Source organism: Streptomyces sp. NPDC005863, assembly GCF_042871345.1.
Lineage (GTDB): Bacteria > Actinomycetota > Actinomycetes > Streptomycetales > Streptomycetaceae > Streptomyces.
In genome coordinates this window covers 92461-111506 of sequence record NZ_JBIAII010000014.1, presented here as the reverse complement: position 1 = coordinate 111506, position 19046 = coordinate 92461, and the positions used below count along the sequence as shown (strand labels likewise).

Genomic DNA, 19046 nt, shown 5'->3' with positions numbered 1-19046 from the left:
GTTTCGGACGGCGCCACTTTCCAACACGGCCTGAGCCGTGTCGACGCGTGGCCGGCAAGTGCAGAGTGCGGACCCGGTGAGTCCCCAGGGGAACCGGGGCGTGCCATGGTGGGAGGCCCGGCTGGTCCGGACCAGCTTCCCGGGTCTCCTTCGAGTGACCGCCACCGCGCCGACCGGACCCGCCTCCGTCCTCCGATGAGGAGTGTGCGCATGCGCGGCTCGACGGTCCTACCGGGTCAGGGGAACAACGGCGAGCCGGGTGAGGACGGCATGCCCACCCACCGGCTGCAGGTGCCGATGCCCAACGCCCTGCCGTTCGCCATCGGCACGTTCGACACCATCGGGCCCATGTCGCGGGCCCCCTTCCCGCACCGGCACACCTTTCACGAGATCGTCCACGTCACCGGCGGCACCGGCGGGCACGTGGTCGACCTGAGCCGGTTCGCGCTGCGGCCGCCACACCTCTGCTTCATCGCGCCCGGCCAGGTCCACCACTGGGAGGGCGTCACGGGTCTGGAGGGGCGGGTCATCCTCTTCACCGACGACTTCCTCGTCGACCACCCGGCCGACCGGTACGTCTTACGGGCGCTCGCCCGGCGCTCCTGGCTGGATCTGACCGATGACACGGCGCGGGACACCGCGCGCCTGGTCGCCGACCTGGACGCCGAGTACCGGGAGGGCGCCGCCGGATTCCAGAGCGTGCTGCGGGCCCTGCTGCACATCCTGGTGGTGCGCTCGGCCCGGCTTCCCGCGCCCCGGCCGGCGGTGGCGCCCCCGCCCCCCGTCCACGACGGCATATCCTCCGCGTCGCACTCCCGGCCCGGCTCCGTGGCCTCGGAGTTCGAGACGCTGCTGGGCGCTCCTGCGGGCGTCGTGCGGTCGGTGCGGGCGTGCGCGGAACGGCTGGGCGTCTCGGTGAGCTACCTCAGCGAGGCGGTGAAGGCCGCGACCGGTCGTACGCCCGGTGAGCTCATCCGGCAGGCACGCGTGCACGAGGCCAAACGGCTGCTGCTGCGCACGGAGTTGTCGGTGCGTCAGGTGGCGCAGCGGGTCGGGTTCGACGACCCCGCGTACTTCTGCCGCTTCTTCCGCCGTGAGACCGGCGCGAGCCCCGGGGACTTCCGTCGGGGCGTCGGCGATATTCACCACGACCACCGGCTTGAGTCCATCGCCGGTCCCGACTCCCCCGCATAGCTTCATAGCCGATCCGGAACCCACCCCACCCCTTGGACTCCAGGAGGAGCGATGGACCACGAGACCGGCACCCCCAAGAACGGCACCCCCGCGGGAGACGACCCCACCCCCACCGGGAACACCACCCCCGGCCCGACCGTCAACGGCGACAGGGGCCCGAGCCGCAAGACCGTCCTGCGGGCCGCCGCGGCGATGGGCATCGCCGTGCCCGTGTCCCTCATGGGCGTGCCCGCGCTCGCCCGCACCGCCGGTGAGCGCGGCGAGGCGCCGGAGACCACCCCGACCTGCGACGACGGGGACGACCCGACGATCCCGCAGATGGAAGGCCCCTACTTCAAGCCCAACTCCCCGCAGCGCACCTCGCTCGTCCAGCCCGGCACACCGGGCGTGCGGCTCACGGTCACGGGGTACGTCTTCGGGCTCGCCTGCAAGCCGATATCCCGGGTGCTGCTGGACTTCTGGCAGGCGGACACCTACGGAACGTACGACAACACGGGCTTCCGTTTCCGCGGGCACCAATTCACCGAAGCCAACGGCGCGTTCAAGCTCACCACGATCGTGCCCGGCCTCTACCCGGGCCGCACCCGCCACCTGCACGTCAAGGTGCAGGCGCCGGGCCGCCCGATCCTCACCACGCAGCTGTACTTCCCTGGCGAACCGCGCAACAACACGGACCCGATCTTCGACGCCCGCCTGCTCATGAACGTACGGAGCGTCGGCAACGCGAAGGAGGCGGACTTCGACTTCGTCCTGAACGTGCCGCAGTAGTCGACGCGATCCGCGCGTAGTCGACGCGGTCCGCGCCCCGAGCCGTTTCCTGAGCCCGCGTCAGGGCAATCGGGGACACATGAATCAAGACGGGGCACCACTGGCCGCCTCGGGCGGCAACAGCGCGGTTCTCATCCCGATCCTGGTCTTCGTGCTCGCCATGGGGCTGGTCCAGGTCGTACGCCCGCAGTTGCTCTGGAGGATGAACAGGAACCTCCAGCGGGGCTGGGTGAAGGATCCGGACGCCACCGAGCCCACCGGCAAGGGCTACGCCGTGCAGCGGGTGTCGGGCGTGCTCGTCCTGGCGTTCGCCGCCTGGATGCTGGTGCGGCAGATCTGACGGGAGGCTGCTCATGCGAGAACGTGCCGGAACCCGCCGACCGCCCGCATGGGCACAGCCCGGCAGCCGCTGGGGGCCACGGGTGTACTGGCCCCTGCTCTGCGTGAGTGTCGGCCTGCTCGTGTGGCGGATCGTCGACGGTGACAGCGTCGCCCGCATCGCGGTGTCCGCCGTGCTCGTCCTCGCGGCGATCGTCCTGCTGGTGGCCAACCACAGGAATCGGCGCGACGAGCCGGGCGGGCGCGAGGGGTCCGGTTGATCCCCGGACCTGCGGGCCCGTGAGCCTGCGGGTCCCGGGGCCCGCCCGTGCCCGCCGCGGCGGTCAGGCCAGTACCACCCGCACCGTCTTGCCGCCCCGGTGCGCTCCCACGACCTCCAGTCGGTGGGCGAGTTCCCGCACCATCGTCAGGCCGCGTCCGCCCTCCCTGTCCACGCTCGGTTTCTGGAAGCGGGGGCGCTCGGGGCTGGTGTCGGTGACCGCGACGGTCACCCGGGCCCCCGAGACCTCGACGCTCAGCCGGCAGCCGCCGTCGGCGTGCCGCACGGCGTTGGACACGAGCTCGGAGACGACGAGCGTGGCGTCGTCCACGCGGTCGGCGTCCACCTCGGTCTTGCGGCGCCTGGATCCGACGAGGAACCCTGAGGCCAGCCTCCGGGCCCGGCTCGCCGACGCGAGCTCCTGCGGCAGCGCGTACTCCACCCGTTCCGTCGGCCGATGGGCGCGCTGGTGCGCACGCATGGCTCACTCCCCTCCCTGAGACAGACCGGCGTCCACCCGCGATCCATGTCGCCACCGGGGCCGCCGCATGTGGTGCGCGACCGGTCCTGCCCCACGGTGATGCCCCCGCAGGCTGATCGGCAATCCCGTTCACCCTGGCTTCCCTTGCCGCGCATTGACCCTGACGTCGGCGTCGAACGAGACTGAGCGGTCATCCGTCGGCACCGGCGTCGAAGGCGCCGGGCCCGCCACCTCCACGCCGGAAGGCCACTGCGCATGAATGCGACGCCCCGCCCCTTCAAGGACTACCAGGATGAGGTCTACCTCGACGGGCTGCGTGGCGTCGTCCCCCAATACCCCATGGTGTACGAGGAGTTGGCGGCCCGTGCCGAGGCCGCGATGCCGCCCTCCGTGGTCTCGTACGTCGCAGGCGGAGCGGGTGACGAGCACACGCAGCGCGCCAACGTCGCCGCGTTCGAGCGCTGGGGGCTCGTCCCGCGCATGTTCGTCGGCGCCGCGCGGCGCGACCTGTCCGTCGATCTGTTCGGCATGACGCTGCCCTCGCCGCTGTTCATGGCGCCGATAGGCGTCCTCGGCATCTGCGCGCAGGACGGGCACGGTGACCTCGCGACCGCGCGGGCGGCCGCGCGGACCGGCGTCCCGATGATCGCCTCCACCCTCTCCGCCGACCCGATGGAGGACGTCGCCGCCGAGCTCGGCGGGACACCCGGCTTCTTCCAGCTGTACACGCCGACCGACCGCGAGCTCGCCGAGAGCCTGGTGCACCGGGCGGAGAAGTCCGGTTTCAAGGCGATCGTCGTCACTCTGGACACCTGGATCACCGGGTGGCGCCCGCGCGACCTGAGCACGTCGAACTTCCCCCAGCTGCGCGGCCATTGCCTGGCCAACTACACCAGCGACCCGGTCTTCCGCGCCCAGCTCGCCGCGGACCCGGCGCAGGACCCGCAGTCCGCCGTACTCAAGTGGGTCCAGGTCTTCGGCAACCCCCTCACCTGGGACGACCTGCCGTGGCTGCGGTCGCTCACCACCCTGCCGCTGATCGTGAAGGGCCTGTGCCACCCCGAGGACGTCCGCCGGGCCAGGGACGGCGGCGTGGACGGCGTCTACTGCTCCAACCACGGCGGCCGCCAGGCCAACGGCGGACTCCCCGCGCTCGACGTACTCCCCTCGGTCGTCGAGGCCGCCGACGGGCTGCCGGTCCTCTTCGACTCGGGGGTGCGCAGCGGCGCGGACGTGGTCAAGGCGGTCGCCCTCGGCGCCACCGCGGTCGGGGTCGGCCGTCCGTACGCGTACGGCCTCGGCATCGGCGGGGCCGACGGCGTCACGCACGTGCTGCGCTCGCTCCTCGCCGAGGCCGATCTGCTGATGGCCGTCGACGGCTACCCGACCCTCGCGGACCTCACCCCGGAGGCGTTGCGGCGCGTGGGATGAGCCCGGCCCACGGCTCCCGATAGACACCTCCACGTTTCGTGTGAGACATTGTTGTCTCATTCGAAATTGAGGTGTTACACCCATGACCCCGCCACGTGATCCACGGCGCTGGGCCGTCCTCGCGATCCTGTCCGGCAGCCTGCTGCTGATCGCCATGGACACCACGATCCTGAACGTCGCCTTCCCGTCCCTGGTCGCCGATCTGCGGCCCAGCTCCGTGCAGCAGCTGTGGATCATCGATGTCTACGCGCTGGTGCTCTCCGGACTCCTCGTGACCGCCGGCGCGCTCGGCGACCGGTGGGGCCGCAAGCGGCTGCTCCTGATCGGCTTCGCCGTCTTCGCCCTCGCCTCGCTGCTCGCCGTCTTCGCGACCGCCGCCTGGCAGGTCATCGCCGCCCGCGCGCTGCTCGGCGCGGGCGGCGCCGCGATCATGCCCGCCACCCTGTCGATCCTGCGGCACGTCTTCACCGACGCCCGCGAGCGCGCCCTCGCCTACGCCGTCTGGTCGGCCGTCTTCGGCGGCGGCATGGCCCTCGGTCCTGTCGTCGGCGGGCTGCTGGTCCAGCACGACGGCTGGCACTCCGCGTTCCTGATCAACATCCCGATCGCGCTGGTCGTCATCGCGCTCGGCCTCTGGCTGCTGCCCGAGTCCCACCAGCCCCGCGAGGGCCGCTGGGACTGGTGGGGCGTCGGCCAGTCCGTCGTCGGCATGCTCGCCCTCGCGGGCGGCATCAAGGAGCTCGGCAAGGGCGGCCCCGCCGACCCGGTGGCCTGGGCGCTCCTCGTCGTCGCCGCGGTGACGCTCACCGTCTTCGTCCGGCGCCAGCTGCGCCTGGAACACCCGCTGCTGCGGGTGCGCCTCTTCGCGTCCCGTCCGTTCGCCATCGCCGCGGCCTCGATCTTCCTCGGCATGATCGCGCTGGGCTCGGCGTTGTTCCTGATCACCCAGTGGTTCCAGTACGGCCAGGGCTACACCCCGCTGGAGGCGGGCGTCCGGCTGCTGCCCGCGCCGCTGGGCCTCGTCGTCACGTCGCTGGTCACACCGGTGCTGATGCACCGGCTGCCGATCCGGCACGTGATGGGCGGCGGTCTGCTGCTGATGACCGTGGGGCTCGCCCTGCCGTGGCTGCTGCAACGGTCGGGGCCGCTGGGTTACGGCGAGATCGCCGTCTCGCTCGGGGTGCTCGGCTGCGGGGTCGGTGTCGCGACGACCGCGGCGTCCGTGACCCTGATGGCGGCCACCCCGGCGCGGGACGTGAGCGGCGCCGCGGCGGTCGAGGAGACCTGTTACGAGCTCGGCGCCGCGATGGGCGTCGCGATCCTCGGCAGCGTCGCCACCGCGCTGTACCGCGTGAACCTGCCGGACCTCGGCCTCCCGGCGGACGCGACGGCGGCCGCGGGCGACTCGATCGGCGAGGCGGCGCGGATCGCCTCCGACCTCACCGGCCCGGCCGGCGCCGCGCTGCTGGCCCGGGCGTCCGACGCGTTCACGGCCGGGATGACGCCGACGTTCCTGATGGCGGCGGCGTTGCCGCTGGCCGCCGCGGCGCTCACCTGGACGAAGATCCCCAAGGGGCTCCGTCCGACGGAGGACGCGCACTAGTTCCGCCGCCGGACCGCCGTGCCGTCGTACCGTCGTGCGAGCACGGAGGCGGTGAGGGCGGCCCCGAGCGCCACCGCGAGCAGGCGGCGGCTTCCTGGTCGATGTCTCATGGCGGATCCTCTGTATCCGTGGAGCGGGAGGCGGTCCGGCCGCGGGCTCTGCTAGCAGGCCCGCAGCCAGACCGCCGTGTCCTGCGGGAGCAGCCCCAGCGGGGACAAAGGGCCGCTGGCCAGCAGGAGTTCGGAGTCGGACGGGAGCGCCACGTCCTCGGGGCCGAAGTTGACGAGCGTGATCCAGGTGGTCCCGTCCCGTTCGCGGGTGCGGGCGAAGGAAAGGACGCGGGGCTCGTCCTCGCGCAGCCTGCGCAGCGGCCCGGCGTCGCCGAGGGAGCCGCGCAGGCGCAGGGCCGTGCGGTAGAGGCGGAGCATCGAGTCCGGGTCGTGCGTCTGCCGTTCGGCGGCGTACGCGGACCAGTCGGGCGGCACGGGCAGCCAGCTCGGTTCGGGTGCGCCGTCCCAGGGCAGCGGCACCCGGCAGCCGTCCCTGCCCGGGTCGACGCCGCCGGAGCGGGCGTGCATCGGGTCCTGGATGCGCTCCGGGGGGATCTCCGCCTCCGGAAGCCCCAGCTCCTCCCCCTGGTAGAGGTAGACGGAGCCGGGCAGCGCCAGGGTGAGCAGGGCGGCGGCCCGGGCCCTGCGGGTGCCGAGCGTGAGGTCGGTGGGGACGCCGAAGCGCTTGCGCTCGAAGGCGAAGCCGGTGTCCTCGCTCCGGCCGTAGCGGGTGACCGTGCGGGTCACGTCGTGGTTGGCGAGGACCCAGGTGGCGGGCGCGCCGACCGGGGCGTGGGTGGACAGGGTGAGGTCGATGGAGCGCCAGAGCTCCGCCGGGTCCCAGGGCCGGGAGAGGAAGTCGAAGTTGAATGCGGTGTGCAGCTCGTCGGGGCGCAGGTAGCGGGCGAACCGTTCGGCGTCCGGCAGCCAGATCTCGCCGATGAGGGCGGCACCGTACGCGTCGGCGATCCGCCGCCAGGAGCGGTAGATGTCGTGCAGTTCGGGCCGGTCGTGGAAGGGGTGCGGGCCCGCGGGGTCCATCGGGGGCAGCCCGTCGGCCTTGGCGAGCAGCGCCGCGGAATCGATCCGCACGCCGGCCGCGCCGCGCTCGAACCAGAACCGCAGCACGTCCTCGTGCTCCTTGCGGACCGCGGGGTGGTTCCAGTTCAGGTCCGGCTGTTCGGGGGCGAAGAGGTGGAGGTACCACTCGCCGTCCGGCGTACGGGACCACGGCACGCCGCCGAACTCGCCGACCCAGTCGTTGGGCGGCTCCTCGGAGTACGGCCGGAAGTGGAACAGGTCCCGCTCCGGGGAGCCGGGGCCCGCCGCGAGGGCTGCCCGGAACCATTCGTGCTGGTCGGAGACGTGGTTCGGGACGACGTCGACGATGCAGCGCAGGCCCAGTTCCTGTGCCTCGGTCATCAGTTTCTCGGCCTCGCCGAGGGTGCCGAAGGCCGGGTCGATGGCGCGGTAGTCGGCCACGTCGTAGCCGCCGTCCGCGAGGGGCGACCGGTACCACGGGGTGAACCACAGCGCGTCCACGCCCAGTTCGGCCAGATAGGGGAGGCGGGCCCGGACGCCGGCCAGATCGCCGGTGCCGTCGCCGTTCCCGTCGGCGAAGGAGCGGACGTACACCTGATAGATGGCAGCGCTGCGCCACCACTCCGTGCTGGACAAGAGGGAGTCCTTTCGTACGGGACGCGCGGGGCGCCACTCAGCCCTTGAGGCTCCCGGCGCTCAGCCCGGCGACGATGTGGCGCTGGAAGACGAGGAAGAGCGCGATCAGCGGCAGGGAGGCCATCACGAGCCCCGCGACCAGGGAGTTGAGCGGGGTGTCCGGTGCCACCCGTTGGAGGAAGACGCTCAGCGGCTGCCGGGCCGGATCCGGCAGGACGAGCAGCGGCCAGAGGAAGTCCTTCCAGGCCGTGACGATGGAGAGGATGGAGACCACGGCGAGGATCGGCCGGGAGAGCGGCAGCACGACGCGCCACAGGGTCGTCGGCGTTCCGGCGCCGTCGATCTTCGCCGCGTCGAGGAGTTCGTCGGGGATCCGGTCGAAGAAGTTCTTCAGGATGTAGATGTTGAAGGCGTTGGCGGCGGCCGGCAGCCACACCGCGCCGGGGCTGTTGATCAGGTTGCGGTGGAACAGCGGCACGTCGACGACGGTGAGGTAGACCGGCACGAGCAGCGCGGTGGCGGGCATCATCAGGGTCAGCAGCATCAGCCCGAGCACCAGGTTCCCGAACCGCGGGCGCAGCTTCGACAGCGCGTACGCGGCGGGCACCTGCACGGCGAGCTGCACCAGCCAGGCCCCGCCGGCCAGGACGACGGTGTTCAGGAAGTAGCCGGTCAGATCCATCTCGCGCCACGCCTTGGCGTAGTTCTCCGGGTGCCAGGACTCCGGGACGTACGTGGGCGGGGACTGCGCGAGTTCCGTCGAGGACTTCATGGCGCCGGTCGCCGCCCAGTACAGCGGCACGACGAAGGCGACCGTGAAGAGCAGCAGCGCGACGGCCAGCGCCGACCAGTAGATCAGCCGGCCCTTACGTGTCTTCAGGACGGCGGGGCGTACGAGCGTGCGCGTCGACGCGGACATCCCCTCACTCCTTCGCGGCGCGGGTGACCCGCAGGTAGAGGGCGGAGAAGGCGCCCAGGACGAGCAGGAGCAGCAGGCTGAGCGCGCTGGCCGTGCCGAAGTCGTTGTAGACGAAGGCGTACCGGTAGACCAGGAACATCACGGTCACCGTGGAATCCTCGGGGCCGCCGCCGGTCATCACGTAGGGCTCGGTGAAGACCTGCATCGTCGCGACGATCTGCAGCAGCAGGAGGACGAGCAGGACGAAGCGGGTCTGCGGGACCGTGACGTGCCGCAGCCGCTGCCAGAGGCCCGCGCCGTCCAGCTCCGCCGCCTCGTACAGCTCGCCGGGGATGGCCTGCAGGGCGGCCAGGTAGATCAGGGTGGTGGTGCCCATGTTCGCCCAGGTGGAGACGATCACCAGGGAGACCAGTGAGGTGGACGACGAGTCCAGCCAGGCCGAGGTGGGCAGGTGCAGGGTGCGCAGGATCTCGTTGAACAGGCCGGGGCCGGGGTCGTAGAACCACTTCCACATCAGCGCCACCACCACGGGCGGCAGCATCACCGGCAGGTAGACGAGGATCCGGAAGTACGCCCGCGCGTGCCGGAACTCGTTCAGGAGCACCGCCGTCAGGAACGGCACGGCGAAGCCGAGCGCCAGCGCGTACAGGGTGAACAGGCCGGTGTTCTTCCAGGCGGTGAGGAACAGCGGGTCGTCGAAGAGCTTCTCGAAGTTGGCCAGGCCGGCCCAGGTGTTGCCGGTGGCGAAGTTGACGTGCTGGAAGCCGAGGACGACGTTGCGGACGATCGGCCACCACGAGAACAGGGCGAAGATCACCACGGCGGCGCAGAGGAACCCGTACGCGGTGAGGTGCTCCCGCAGGGCGCGGCGCCGGGCGGCCCGCCGTCCGCCGGGTGCGGGCGGCGGCGGGAGCGGGGCCGCCGGCCGGGCGGGGACCTTCAGCGACATGCTCATCAGGAGGCGTCGTAGAGCGAGTCGACCTTGTCCTCGGCGCTGTCGAGCAGGGCGTCGATGTCGGCGTCCTTCTTGGTGAGGACGGCCTGCATGACGTTGTCGAGCACCGCGTAGACCTCCTGGGCCCTGGGCGGTTCGATCACGCCGGGCACGTGCGGCGCGGAGTCCATGAAGGCCTGGTAGTTACTGGTGGGCATGTTGGCCTTGTCCCGCTTGGCCTTCTCCACGCGGTCACGCACGGAGCCCTCGAAGACGTCGGGGACGGTGGGCATCGGGATGCCGACGGGCAGCTTGGCCTTCGCGTAGTCCGCGACGTTCTTCTCGATGAGGTCGGGGTTGAGGTAGCGCCACTGCACCCACTTGACGCCCGCCTTGATCGTCGCGGGGGACGCCTTGGGGTTGAACATGTAGCCCTCGCCGCCCAGGAGCGTGGCCTTGGCGTCGGGCACCGGGGCGAGGGCGTAGTCCGCGTACTTGCCGCCGAACTGCTTCGCGATGACGGTGATGTTGTCCGCGGCGGCGATGTACATGCCGAGCTTGCCCGAGCCCATCATCCGCTGGACGTCCTCGACCTGGAGCAGCTGCTTGCTGCCCATCGAGTCGTCCTTCCAGCGCATGTCGTGCAGGTCCTGGACGGTGGCCTTGCCCTCGGCGGTGTTGAACGCCGCCTTCCACTTTCCGCCGCTCTCCTCTGCGATGCGGCCGCCGCGGGAGTACAGCTCCGCGGTGAAGTGCCAGCCTCCCTGGTTGTTCTTGGAGAAGTCGGCGTAACCGACGTTGTTGTCGCCGAGTCCGGCGATCTTCTTGGCCGCGCTGCGGACGTCCGCCCACGTCTTCGGCGCCTTGTCGGGGTCGAGTCCGGCCTTCTCGAACAGGGCGCGGTTGTAGACGAGGCCCATCGAGTAGTTCGACGTCGGCAGGCCGTACTGGCGGCCCTGGTCGTCCTGGAAGATCTTCATCAGCGGGTCCTGGATGTCGCCGCGGCGCGGCATGTCCTTGACCGCCTCGGTGATGTCCGCGGCCTGCTTCTTCTCGATCAGGGAGCGGGTGTCGGTGAAGTAGACGTAGAAGACGTCCTCCAGCTTGCCGCCGGCCAGCTTGGCGTTGAAGGTCTTCGGGTCCATGAAGCCCTCGTGCGGCACGATGTCGATGTCCGGGTTGGCCTTCTCGAACTGCGCGACGTGCCGGTCGAAGAGTTCGCGTTCGAAGGCCTGGGTCTTGGGCGGCTGCCCGTTGACGTCGAGTTTCACCGTGCCGCCCGAGTCCTGGTCGGACGCGTCGCTGCTGGTGCCGCAGGCGGACGCGGAGACCAGTGCGAGAGCGGTGACGGTGGCTAGCGCGAGCGTGCGGCTGCTCGTCGATGACATCGGGAGACCCCCTCCGGGTCGTGCTGCACGGCGCGAAGGCGCGCCGCGTCGGCGGCGCACGGCAGGCCCTGTTCCGGGCCCGGCCGGTCCGCCGCGGTGCTGTGGCTGTCGGGTGCGGCGCACACTCAACCACCGGCGACAGCACGGCACAATATCTCGCGCATACATTGCAAAAAACTGATTTCCCTTGCTGGGGCGGCGACTTGACCCCTCAAGGGGCGGTCACCCTCGCCCCCGTACCGTCCCCTCGGAGCCGTGACAGGCCGTCACAACTTCCGTCGTGGCTGTGGTCAGATCGACAGTTCTCTGCAACTCTCCAACTTCTCCGCGCCAAATTCTGCGCACCGAGTGCCCCCAGCGCACGGAGCGCACCGAGCCCATGAGGGAGCTGCGAGAGTCATGAACCGCATCAGGGCCGCTCAGGCCGTGACGACGACGCGAAGACACCGCCGGGGAAGCCCGATCGGCCGGAGGTGGCGGGCCCTCGCCGCCGCCGTCGCCGCCACCCTGCTCCTGCTGGGCCTACCTGCTCTGTCCGCCACCAGCGCCAACGCGGCCGGCGGCCCCGACCTGGCGGCGGGCAGGCCCGCCAAGGCGAGCAGCACCAAGGGCGAGTACGCCGCCAAGAGCATCACCGACGGCAACTCGTCCACGTATTGGGAGAGTTCGGGGAGCGACCTGCCCCAGTGGGTGCAGGTCGACCTCGGCCGCACCGCGCGCGTCGACGAGGTGGTCCTCGCGCTGCCGCCTTCCTGGCAGGCCCGCAAGCAGACCCTCACGGTCCAGGGCAGCCCGGACGGCACCGGCTTCAGCACGCTCGCCGCCCCGGCCGCGCACTCCTTCGAGCCCGGCGACGCCAACACGGTGACGGTCCGGTTCCCCGCCGCGCAGACCCGCTTCGTCCGGCTGCACATCACGGCCAACTCCGGCTGGCCTGCCGCCCAGTTGGCCGAGCTACAGGTGCACGCCGCCGACGACACCTCGGCGAACCTGGCCCTCGGCAAGACCCTCAAGGCCTCCAGCCACACCGAAAGTTATGTCGCCGAGCACGCGGGCGACGGCAACCGTGCCAGCTACTGGGAGAGCGAGAACGGCAAGCTGCCGCAGTGGATCCAGGCCGACCTCGGCGCCTCGGTACGCGTCGACAAGGTGGTCCTGCGCGTACCCGACGGCTGGGAGGACCGCAGCCAGCACCTGAAGCTCCAAGGGAGCACGAACGGCAGCGACTTCACCGATCTGACGGCCGCCGAGGACCACGCCTTCGGCGACGCGACGGACCACGCCGCCACACTCTCCTTCGACACCGCCACCACGCGCTACGTACGGGTGCTCATCAGCGCCAACACCGGTCGCCCGGCAGGGCAGTTGTCCGAGCTGGAGATCTACGGTCCGACGGGCGGAGACACCCAGGCCCCCACCGCGCCGAAGAACCTCGCCTACACCGAGTCCGAACCCGGCCGGCCCAAGCTGACCTGGGACGCGGCCACCGACGACAAGGGTGTGACGGCCTACGACGTGTACGCCGACGGGGAGCTGCGCACCAGCGTCGACGGCGACGTGCGCACCTACACCGACACCCAGCCGACCGACGCCACCGTCACCTACCACGTCCGGGCGCGCGACGCGGCGGGCAACGCCTCGCCGAACAGCAACTCCGTGACGCGCAAGGGCGATTCGGGTGACACACAGGCCCCGACGGCGCCCGCGAACCTCGCGTACACCCAGCCCTCACCCGGCGAGATCAAGCTGGCCTGGGGCGCCTCCACGGACAACGTGAAGGTCACCGCGTACGACGTGTACGCCGACGGCAAGCTCCTGAAGACCGTCGGCGGGGACGAGACGACGTACACCGACCGGCGCGCCGCCGGTGACACGGTCGCCTACGCGGTGCGCGCCCGCGACGCCGCGGGCAACGTCTCCGCCTTCAGCGCCACCGCGACCCGGCCGGGCGCCGGCGACGGGAAGAACCTGGCCGAGGGCAAGCCCATCACGGCCTCCTCGGTGATCCACACCTACGTCGCCGAGAACGCCAACGACGGGCAGACGTCCACCTATTGGGAGGGTGCGGCGGGCAGCTACCCCAACTCCCTGACCGTGCGGCTGCGGGCCAACGCCGATGTACGAGCGGTCGTAATCAAGCTGAACCCGGACCCCTCCTGGGGCGCCCGCACCCAGACCGTGGAGGTCCTCGGCCGCGAACAGAAGGCCGCGGACTTCACCACGCTCAAGGCGGCCGACAGCTACTCCTTCAGCCCCTCGGGCAACCAGAACACGGTCACCGTCCCGGTCTCGGCCCGCGTGGCCGACGTCCGCCTGAAGTTCACGGCGAACAGCGGGGCGACGGCCGGGCAGGTCGCCGAGTTCCAGGTCATCGGCACGCCCGCCCCCAACCCCGACCTGGAGGTCACGAAGCTCACCCACTCCCCCGACGCGCCGGACGAGAGCGACGAGTTGACCCTCGGCGCGACCGTGCACAACGCCGGCAAGGAGGCGGCCGCCGCGTCCGACGTCACGTTCCGGCTCGGCGGCGAGAAGGCCGGCACCGCGCAGGTGGGCGCCCTCGCAGCGGGTGAATCGGCGACCGTGGACGTCAAGGCCCCGGCGCGCGGGGCGGGTTCGTACCCGTTCGCCGCGACCGTGGACGAGGCGGACAAGGTCATCGAGCAGGACGAGGGCAACAACACCTACGCCAGTCCGGAGCCGCTGACCGTCAAGGCCGTGCAGAGCTCCGACCTCGTCGCGTCGGCGGTGAGCTGGACACCGAGCGCGCCCACGGCCGGCAAGGAGGTCACCTTCGGCGTCGCGATCAAGAACCAGGGCATCCAGGCCGCCGCGTCCGGCGGCCACGGCGTCACGCTCACCGTGCAGAACGCCAAGGGCGACACGGTGAAGACCCTGACCGGCGCCGCCGACGGGGCCATCGGCGCGGGTGACACCACCGCACCGGTCAAGCTCGGCCCGTGGACCGCGGCCAACGGCCGGTACACGGTCAAGGTCGTCCTCGCCGACGACGCCAACGAGATCCCGGCCAAGCGCGCCAACAACACGAGCACCCGGCCGCTGTTCGTGGGCCGCGGCGCCGCCATGCCGTACGACACCCTGGAGGCGGAGGACGGCATGCTCGCGGGCGGCGCGAAGACCGTCGGGCCCAACCGCACCATCGGTGACCCGGCGGGCGAGGCCTCGGGGCGCAAGGCGGTCACGCTCGACACCACCGGCGCCTCGGTGGAGTTCACCGCGCAGCAGCCCACCAACACCCTCGTCACCCGCTTCTCCATCCCGGACGCCCCGGGCGGCGGCGGCACCGACGCGACGCTGAACGTGTACGTCGACGGGGTCTTCCGCAAGGCGATCGACCTCACCTCCAAGTACGCCTGGCTGTACGGCGCGGAGGCCTCCCCCGGCAACTCGCCGGGCGACGGACCCGCCCGGCACATCTACGACGAGGCCAACGTCCTGCTCGGCGAGACGGTCCCGGCCGGCAGCAGGATCAAGCTCCAGAAGGACGCCGCCAACACCTCCAAGTACGCGATCGACTTCGTGGACCTGGAGAAGGCCGCGCCCAAGGCGAACCCGGACCCGGGCGCGTACACCGTCCCCGCCGGATTCGCCCACCAGGACGTGCAGAACGCCCTGGACAAGGTCCGCATGGACACCACCGGCAAGCTCATCGGCGTCTATCTGCCGCCGGGTGACTACGAGACGAGCAGCAAGTTCCAGGTCTACGGAAAGTCCGTGCAGGTCACGGGCGCCGGGCCCTGGTACACCCGCTTCCACGCCCCCCGCTCGCAGGCCAACACCGACGTGGGCTTCAGGGCCGACGCCGGTGCGAAGGGCTCGTCCTTCTCGGGCTTCGCCTACTTCGGCAACTACACGTCGCGGATCGACGGTCCCGGCAAGGTGTTCGACTTCCAGAACGTCTCCGACATCACCATCGACGACGTGTGGAACGAGCACATGGTGTGCCTGTACTGGGGCGCCAACACCGACCGCATGACCATCAAGAACTCACGGATCCGCAACCTGTTCGCCGACGGTGTCAACATGACCAACGGCAGCACGGACAACCTCGTCGCGAACAACGAGGCCCGGGCCACGGGCGACGACAGCTTCGCCCTGTTCTCCGCCATCGACGCGGGCGGCGCGGACATGAAGAACAACGTCTACGAGAACCTCACCTCGCTGCTCACCTGGCGGGCCGCGGGAGTCGCCGTCTACGGCGGCTACAACAACACCTTCCGCAACATCCGCATCGCCGACACCCTGGTCTACTCCGGGATCACCGTCAGCTCGCTGGACTTCGGCTATCCGATGAACGGCTTCGGCACCGACCCCACGACCTTCGAGAACATCTCGATCGAGCGGGCGGGCGGCCACTTCTGGAACGGCCAGACCTTCCCCGGCATCTGGCTGTTCTCCGCGTCGAAGGTCTTCCAGGGGATCCGGATCAACGACGTGGACATCACGGACCCGACGTACCACGGGATCATGTTCCAGACGAACTACGTGGGCGGGCAGCCGCAGTTCCCCGTCAAGGACACCGTGCTGCGGGACATCACCATCACCGGCGCCCACAAGAGCGGCGACGCCTACGACCACAAGTCGGGCTTCGGCGTGTGGGCCAACGAGATGCCCGAGCCCGGACAGGGGCCCGCGGTGGGTGAAGCCACCTTCCACAACCTGAAGTTGAGCGACAACGCCCAGGACATCAAGAACACCACGTCCACCTTCAAGCTGAACATCGAACCCTGACCGACCCCGGTGCGGCCTTCCTGTCGTCCCACGGCAGGAAGGCCGCACAGGACCGTAACTGGCTTGCGCTGCTTGCGATACTCTTGCGCATATGACGCGACGACTTGCTCAAGTTGCGAAGAAGGTGGGGGTGAGCGAGGCGACGGTGAGCCGTGTCCTCAACGGCAAGCCCGGTGTCTCCGCGGCCACTCGCCAGTCCGTGCTGACGGCGCTCGACGTGCTCGGGTACGAGCGGCCCACCCAGCTGCGCGGTGAGCGGGCCCGGCTCGTCGGACTCGTCCTCCCCGAGCTGCAGAACCCCATCTTCCCGGCGTTCGCCGAGGTCATCGGCGGCGCCCTCGCCCAGCAAGGACTCACCCCCGTGCTGTGCACGCAGACGCGGGGCGGTGTCTCGGAGGCGGACTACGTGGACCTCCTGCTGCAACAGCAGGTCTCCGGCGTGGTGTTCGCGGGCGGCTTCTTCGCGGAGACCGACGCCCCGCACGAGCACTACCACCAGCTCGCCGAGCGCAACATCCCCGTCGTCCTCATCAACGCGTCGATCGAGGGCCTGGACTTCCCCTGCGTCGCGTGCGACGACGCCGTCGCCGTCGAGCAGGCCTGGCGTCACCTCGCCTCGCTCGGGCACGAGAACATCGGCCTGCTCCTCGGCCCCGCCGACCATGTGCCGTCGCTGCGCAAGCTGGCGGCCGCGCGGGAGGTCGCCGAGGCGGCGGGCATGCGTCTCGCCGACGAGTTCGTCGAGCGGTCGATCTTCTCCCTGGAGGGCGGTCAGGCCGCCGCCACCCGGCTGTTGGGACGCGGCGTCACCGGCATCGTGTGCGCCAGCGACCCGCTCGCGCTGGGCGCCATCAGGGCGGCGCGCCGCCGCGGGCTCTCCGTCCCCTCGGACGTGTCGGTCGTCGGGTACGACGACTCGGCCTTCATGACCTGCACGGAGCCGCCGTTGTCGACGGTGCGCCAGCCCATCGAGGCGATGGGGCGCGCGGCGGTCGACCTGCTGTGCGCCCAGATCCAGGGCAACCAGAACCACCCCGGGGAGCTGCTCTTCGAGCCCGAACTGGTGGTGCGGGGTTCGACGGCGCAGCGGGCGAGCGGCTGACCCCTCCCGCACCAACTGGCGCTGCGGTCACGTCACTTCACGCCTATCATCTGTTCGGCCCCGGCACGCCGTCGCGCTGCCCGGGGCCGACACATGCTGTTCAGTGAGAGGACAACGGGGACTTGAGTTCCATACGGAAGCGCGGCGCGCGCAAGCGCCGCATCACGATGGCAGCGGTGGGTGCCGCCGCGGCCGTCGTGGCGGGGGTACAGCTGTCGCCCGCAGCGTTCGGCACCGACGACACCGAGCCACGGACCGCCGCGCGCGCGGCGGCGGGGTTTGCGGTGCCAGTGGCGGCGCGGCACGCCGACTCGGAGGACAACGGCTCCTCCCGCGTGGACGGCACGACGTTCGAGAACGGGGTGATGACGCTGAAGCCGGCTCCGTCGGCACCCTCCGCGGCGTCGTCGAGGAGTGCCGCGGCCGAGGCGCCGCACGGTGAGGGGTGGAAGTCGGGCGGGATGTCGAAGTCCCTCGCCACCGGCTACACGATCAAGTTCTACGACAAGAAGGCGGCGGACTGGCTGGGCGCGTACGTCAAGCGGTCGGCCGCGGACCTGCACCGTGTGACGAACCTGCCGATCTCCGTCGACACGAACCCGGTCGGCTGGGACTACGTGCGGCCCAAGGGTGTGATCGTCGTCGGCCTGCTGAAGCGCCCGTGCATCCCGCCCGCGGACGGCGGCAGCCACGGCTGGAAGGTCGTCCGGGACGGCTCGGGCAGCAAGAACCTCAGCTGCGGCTTCTTCTCCGCGTCCGTCCCGGACACGGTGACCAGCGGGCACGCGTACATCGACGACGAGTTCTTCACCGCGGCCGGCAAGCCGGTGGAGTCCATGGGCGAGACGTACATGCGCAGCCACATCAGCCATGAGCTCGGCCACACGATGGGCCTCACGCACGCCAACCGCAGCGCGACCCGCGGCGACTGCGTCAAGGGCACGGACTCCGGCGAGACGCCGGTGATGTGCACGCCCATCAGCGCCTACCAGGACAAGCGGGCGGGCAACTACGTCCAGCAGTTCGACATGCAGGGGCTGCGCTACTTCGCGCGCGGCGCCGGCGCGAAGCTCGCTCCGCAGGGCAAGGTCACCGGCCTCGGCGGCAAGTGCCTGGACGTCAAGGGCGGCAAGGCGGCCAACGGCACGCAGATCCAGCTGTACACCTGCAACGGCAGCGTGGCGCAGTCCTGGATCCTGCAGAAGGACGGCCAGTTCCGGGCGTTCGGCAAGTGCCTGGACAACTACCGCAACGCGAACACCGACGGCAACAAGATCAGCCTCTACGACTGCAACGGCGGGGCGTCGCAGCGCTGGTCGGTGAACGCGAAGGGCCAGATCGTGAATGTGGCGACCGGCAAGGTCCTCGACGTGACGGGCGGCTCGACGGCCAACGGCACGAAGGTCCAACTGCACGCGGCGAACACGTACAAGCGCCAGGTGTGGGTGACGCCGAAGTAGCGGCGGAGTGCCGGGCGGGGCGACGTGCCTTCCGGGGCCGCCCCGCCCGGCCTCTACTTCACCTCTCCGACCCAGTGCTTCCCGTCCAGGTCGAACCCCGGCCGCACCTCCAGATCGACCTTCTTGAGCTGATCACGCGGCACGTCGAACCCGAAGTCGGCCGTGCCGGTGGCACCCGGCGACACGGTGCCCTCGATGCCGCCGCCGATCTTGTCGCCGTCGAAGATCTGGGTGCATTTCTCGCCGTCGGCGCCGGACTTCACGTTCACGGTCATCAGCACGCCCTGGAAGGGCTCCTTGGTGCCGTTGTGCACCTTGATGTGCCACTTCACGGCCTGGTTCTTCGTCTCGTGCCCGATGGAGTACGACGAGGGCGTGAACTGCTGTGGTTTCGAGACGGTGACGGTCAGCCCGTCTCCCCACTTCTTGGTGTCTCCCCAGGTCTCGGCCCTGGTGACGGCCGCCGTCGCCGGTGCGGCGGCCGTCACCAGGGTGGTGCCCGTGCCCAGGAGGCAGGCGGTCATCGTGGCGGCCGCGAGACGGGCCGTCACGGACGTGCGTGTGCCGTTCATGGTTCCAGGATCCGCCCGGAGCCGGGCCCGGTCGACCGGAGGCCGGGGCCCGCGTCCCAAGGCGGTGGGCGCGGTCCAACGGCTACAGTCGCCTGCGATCACCCCCGCTCATCTGGG

At 70.7% G+C, this 19046-nt stretch carries 14 protein-coding genes and 1 pseudogene; 9 read left to right on the top strand and 6 right to left on the bottom strand.

The window, feature by feature from the left end:
• The first annotated feature begins 210 nt into the window (after positions 1-210).
• The 4 genes and pseudogenes from ACFYO9_RS34475 (at position 211) to ACFYO9_RS34460 (ending at position 2561) form a co-directional block, all read left to right on the top strand.
• Positions 211-1194: an AraC family transcriptional regulator gene (locus ACFYO9_RS34475; RefSeq protein ID WP_355815121.1), complete on the top strand. Its 984-nt coding sequence runs from the start codon at positions 211-213 to the stop codon at positions 1192-1194.
• Positions 1195-1245: 51 nt separating this feature from the next.
• Positions 1246-1959: pseudogene (locus tag ACFYO9_RS34470) on the top strand (dioxygenase); the annotation flags it as partial.
• Between the two features lie 82 nt (positions 1960-2041).
• Positions 2042-2302, top strand: a complete 261-nt coding sequence (locus ACFYO9_RS34465; RefSeq protein ID WP_355815119.1) for a DUF6199 family natural product biosynthesis protein — start codon at positions 2042-2044, stop codon at positions 2300-2302.
• Positions 2303-2405: 103 nt separating this feature from the next.
• Positions 2406-2561, top strand: a complete 156-nt coding sequence (locus tag ACFYO9_RS34460; RefSeq protein WP_355815116.1) for a hypothetical protein — start codon at positions 2406-2408, stop codon at positions 2559-2561.
• 63 nt (positions 2562-2624) lie between these two features.
• On the opposite strand, the gene ACFYO9_RS34455 is transcribed toward ACFYO9_RS34460, so the two are convergent.
• Positions 2625-3041, bottom strand: coding sequence for an ATP-binding protein (locus ACFYO9_RS34455; RefSeq protein ID WP_355815113.1), 417 nt, complete (start codon positions 3039-3041; stop codon positions 2625-2627).
• A 255-nt stretch (positions 3042-3296) separates the two neighbouring features.
• On the opposite strand from ACFYO9_RS34455, the gene ACFYO9_RS34450 reads away from it, so the two are divergent.
• Positions 3297-4472: an alpha-hydroxy-acid oxidizing protein gene (locus ACFYO9_RS34450; RefSeq protein WP_358777149.1), complete on the top strand. Its 1176-nt coding sequence runs from the start codon at positions 3297-3299 to the stop codon at positions 4470-4472.
• An 82-nt stretch (positions 4473-4554) separates the two neighbouring features.
• Positions 4555-6075 (top strand): MFS transporter, encoded by a 1521-nt coding sequence (locus tag ACFYO9_RS34445; RefSeq protein WP_358777150.1) that lies wholly within the window; start codon positions 4555-4557, stop codon positions 6073-6075.
• Positions 6076-6236: 161 nt separating this feature from the next.
• Here the strand turns inward: ACFYO9_RS34445 and ACFYO9_RS34440 are convergent, their stop codons facing one another.
• The 4 genes from ACFYO9_RS34440 to ACFYO9_RS34425 are packed head-to-tail and all read right to left on the bottom strand — an operon-like array spanning position 6237 to position 11043.
• Positions 6237-7802, bottom strand: a complete 1566-nt coding sequence (locus tag ACFYO9_RS34440; RefSeq protein WP_355815104.1) for an alpha-amylase family glycosyl hydrolase — start codon at positions 7800-7802, stop codon at positions 6237-6239.
• A 37-nt stretch (positions 7803-7839) separates the two neighbouring features.
• Positions 7840-8721 (bottom strand): carbohydrate ABC transporter permease, encoded by an 882-nt coding sequence (locus tag ACFYO9_RS34435; protein WP_355815102.1) that lies wholly within the window; start codon positions 8719-8721, stop codon positions 7840-7842.
• Positions 8722-8725: 4 nt separating this feature from the next.
• Positions 8726-9670, bottom strand: coding sequence for a carbohydrate ABC transporter permease (locus ACFYO9_RS34430; protein ID WP_388667031.1), 945 nt, complete (start codon positions 9668-9670; stop codon positions 8726-8728).
• Between the two features lie 5 nt (positions 9671-9675).
• Positions 9676-11043 (bottom strand): extracellular solute-binding protein, encoded by a 1368-nt coding sequence (locus ACFYO9_RS34425; protein WP_358777151.1) that lies wholly within the window; start codon positions 11041-11043, stop codon positions 9676-9678.
• A gap of 399 nt (positions 11044-11442) precedes the next feature.
• Here ACFYO9_RS34425 and ACFYO9_RS34420 point away from each other — a divergent pair, with 399 nt between their 5' ends.
• The 3 genes from ACFYO9_RS34420 to ACFYO9_RS34410 all read left to right on the top strand — a co-directional run bounded on the left by ACFYO9_RS34420 (position 11443) and on the right by ACFYO9_RS34410 (position 18357).
• Entirely contained in the window at positions 11443-15795 is a 4353-nt protein-coding gene (locus ACFYO9_RS34420; RefSeq protein ID WP_358777152.1) for a discoidin domain-containing protein, read from the top strand.
• Positions 15796-15886: 91 nt separating this feature from the next.
• Positions 15887-16897, top strand: coding sequence for a LacI family DNA-binding transcriptional regulator (locus ACFYO9_RS34415; RefSeq protein WP_355815091.1), 1011 nt, complete (start codon positions 15887-15889; stop codon positions 16895-16897).
• A gap of 122 nt (positions 16898-17019) precedes the next feature.
• Positions 17020-18357: a ricin-type beta-trefoil lectin domain protein gene (locus ACFYO9_RS34410; protein WP_358777153.1), complete on the top strand. Its 1338-nt coding sequence runs from the start codon at positions 17020-17022 to the stop codon at positions 18355-18357.
• 53 nt (positions 18358-18410) lie between these two features.
• Here the strand turns inward: ACFYO9_RS34410 and ACFYO9_RS34405 are convergent, their stop codons facing one another.
• Entirely contained in the window at positions 18411-18929 is a 519-nt protein-coding gene (locus ACFYO9_RS34405) for a DUF4352 domain-containing protein (protein WP_358707929.1), read from the bottom strand.
• Between the last annotated feature and the right edge of the window lie 117 nt (positions 18930-19046).

Excerpts from the sequence above, each read along its gene's own strand:
- ACFYO9_RS34475 (WP_355815121.1), top strand. The coding sequence starts at position 211 with ATGCGCGGCTCGACGGTCCTACCGGGTCAGGGGAACAACGGCGAGCCG.
- ACFYO9_RS34445 (WP_358777150.1), top strand. The coding sequence starts at position 4,555 with ATGACCCCGCCACGTGATCCACGGCGCTGGGCCGTCCTCGCGATCCTG.
- ACFYO9_RS34430 (WP_388667031.1), bottom strand. The coding sequence starts at position 9,670 with ATGTCGCTGAAGGTCCCCGCCCGGCCGGCGGCCCCGCTCCCGCCGCCG.
- ACFYO9_RS34450 (WP_358777149.1), top strand. The coding sequence starts at position 3,297 with ATGAATGCGACGCCCCGCCCCTTCAAGGACTACCAGGATGAGGTCTAC.
- ACFYO9_RS34405 (WP_358707929.1), bottom strand. The coding sequence starts at position 18,929 with ATGAACGGCACACGCACGTCCGTGACGGCCCGTCTCGCGGCCGCCACG.
- ACFYO9_RS34420 (WP_358777152.1), top strand. The coding sequence starts at position 11,443 with ATGAACCGCATCAGGGCCGCTCAGGCCGTGACGACGACGCGAAGACAC.
- ACFYO9_RS34435 (WP_355815102.1), bottom strand. The coding sequence starts at position 8,721 with ATGTCCGCGTCGACGCGCACGCTCGTACGCCCCGCCGTCCTGAAGACA.
- ACFYO9_RS34455 (WP_355815113.1), bottom strand. The coding sequence starts at position 3,041 with ATGCGTGCGCACCAGCGCGCCCATCGGCCGACGGAACGGGTGGAGTAC.
- ACFYO9_RS34415 (WP_355815091.1), top strand. The coding sequence starts at position 15,887 with ATGACGCGACGACTTGCTCAAGTTGCGAAGAAGGTGGGGGTGAGCGAG.
- ACFYO9_RS34465 (WP_355815119.1), top strand. The coding sequence starts at position 2,042 with ATGAATCAAGACGGGGCACCACTGGCCGCCTCGGGCGGCAACAGCGCG.
- ACFYO9_RS34425 (WP_358777151.1), bottom strand. The coding sequence starts at position 11,043 with ATGTCATCGACGAGCAGCCGCACGCTCGCGCTAGCCACCGTCACCGCT.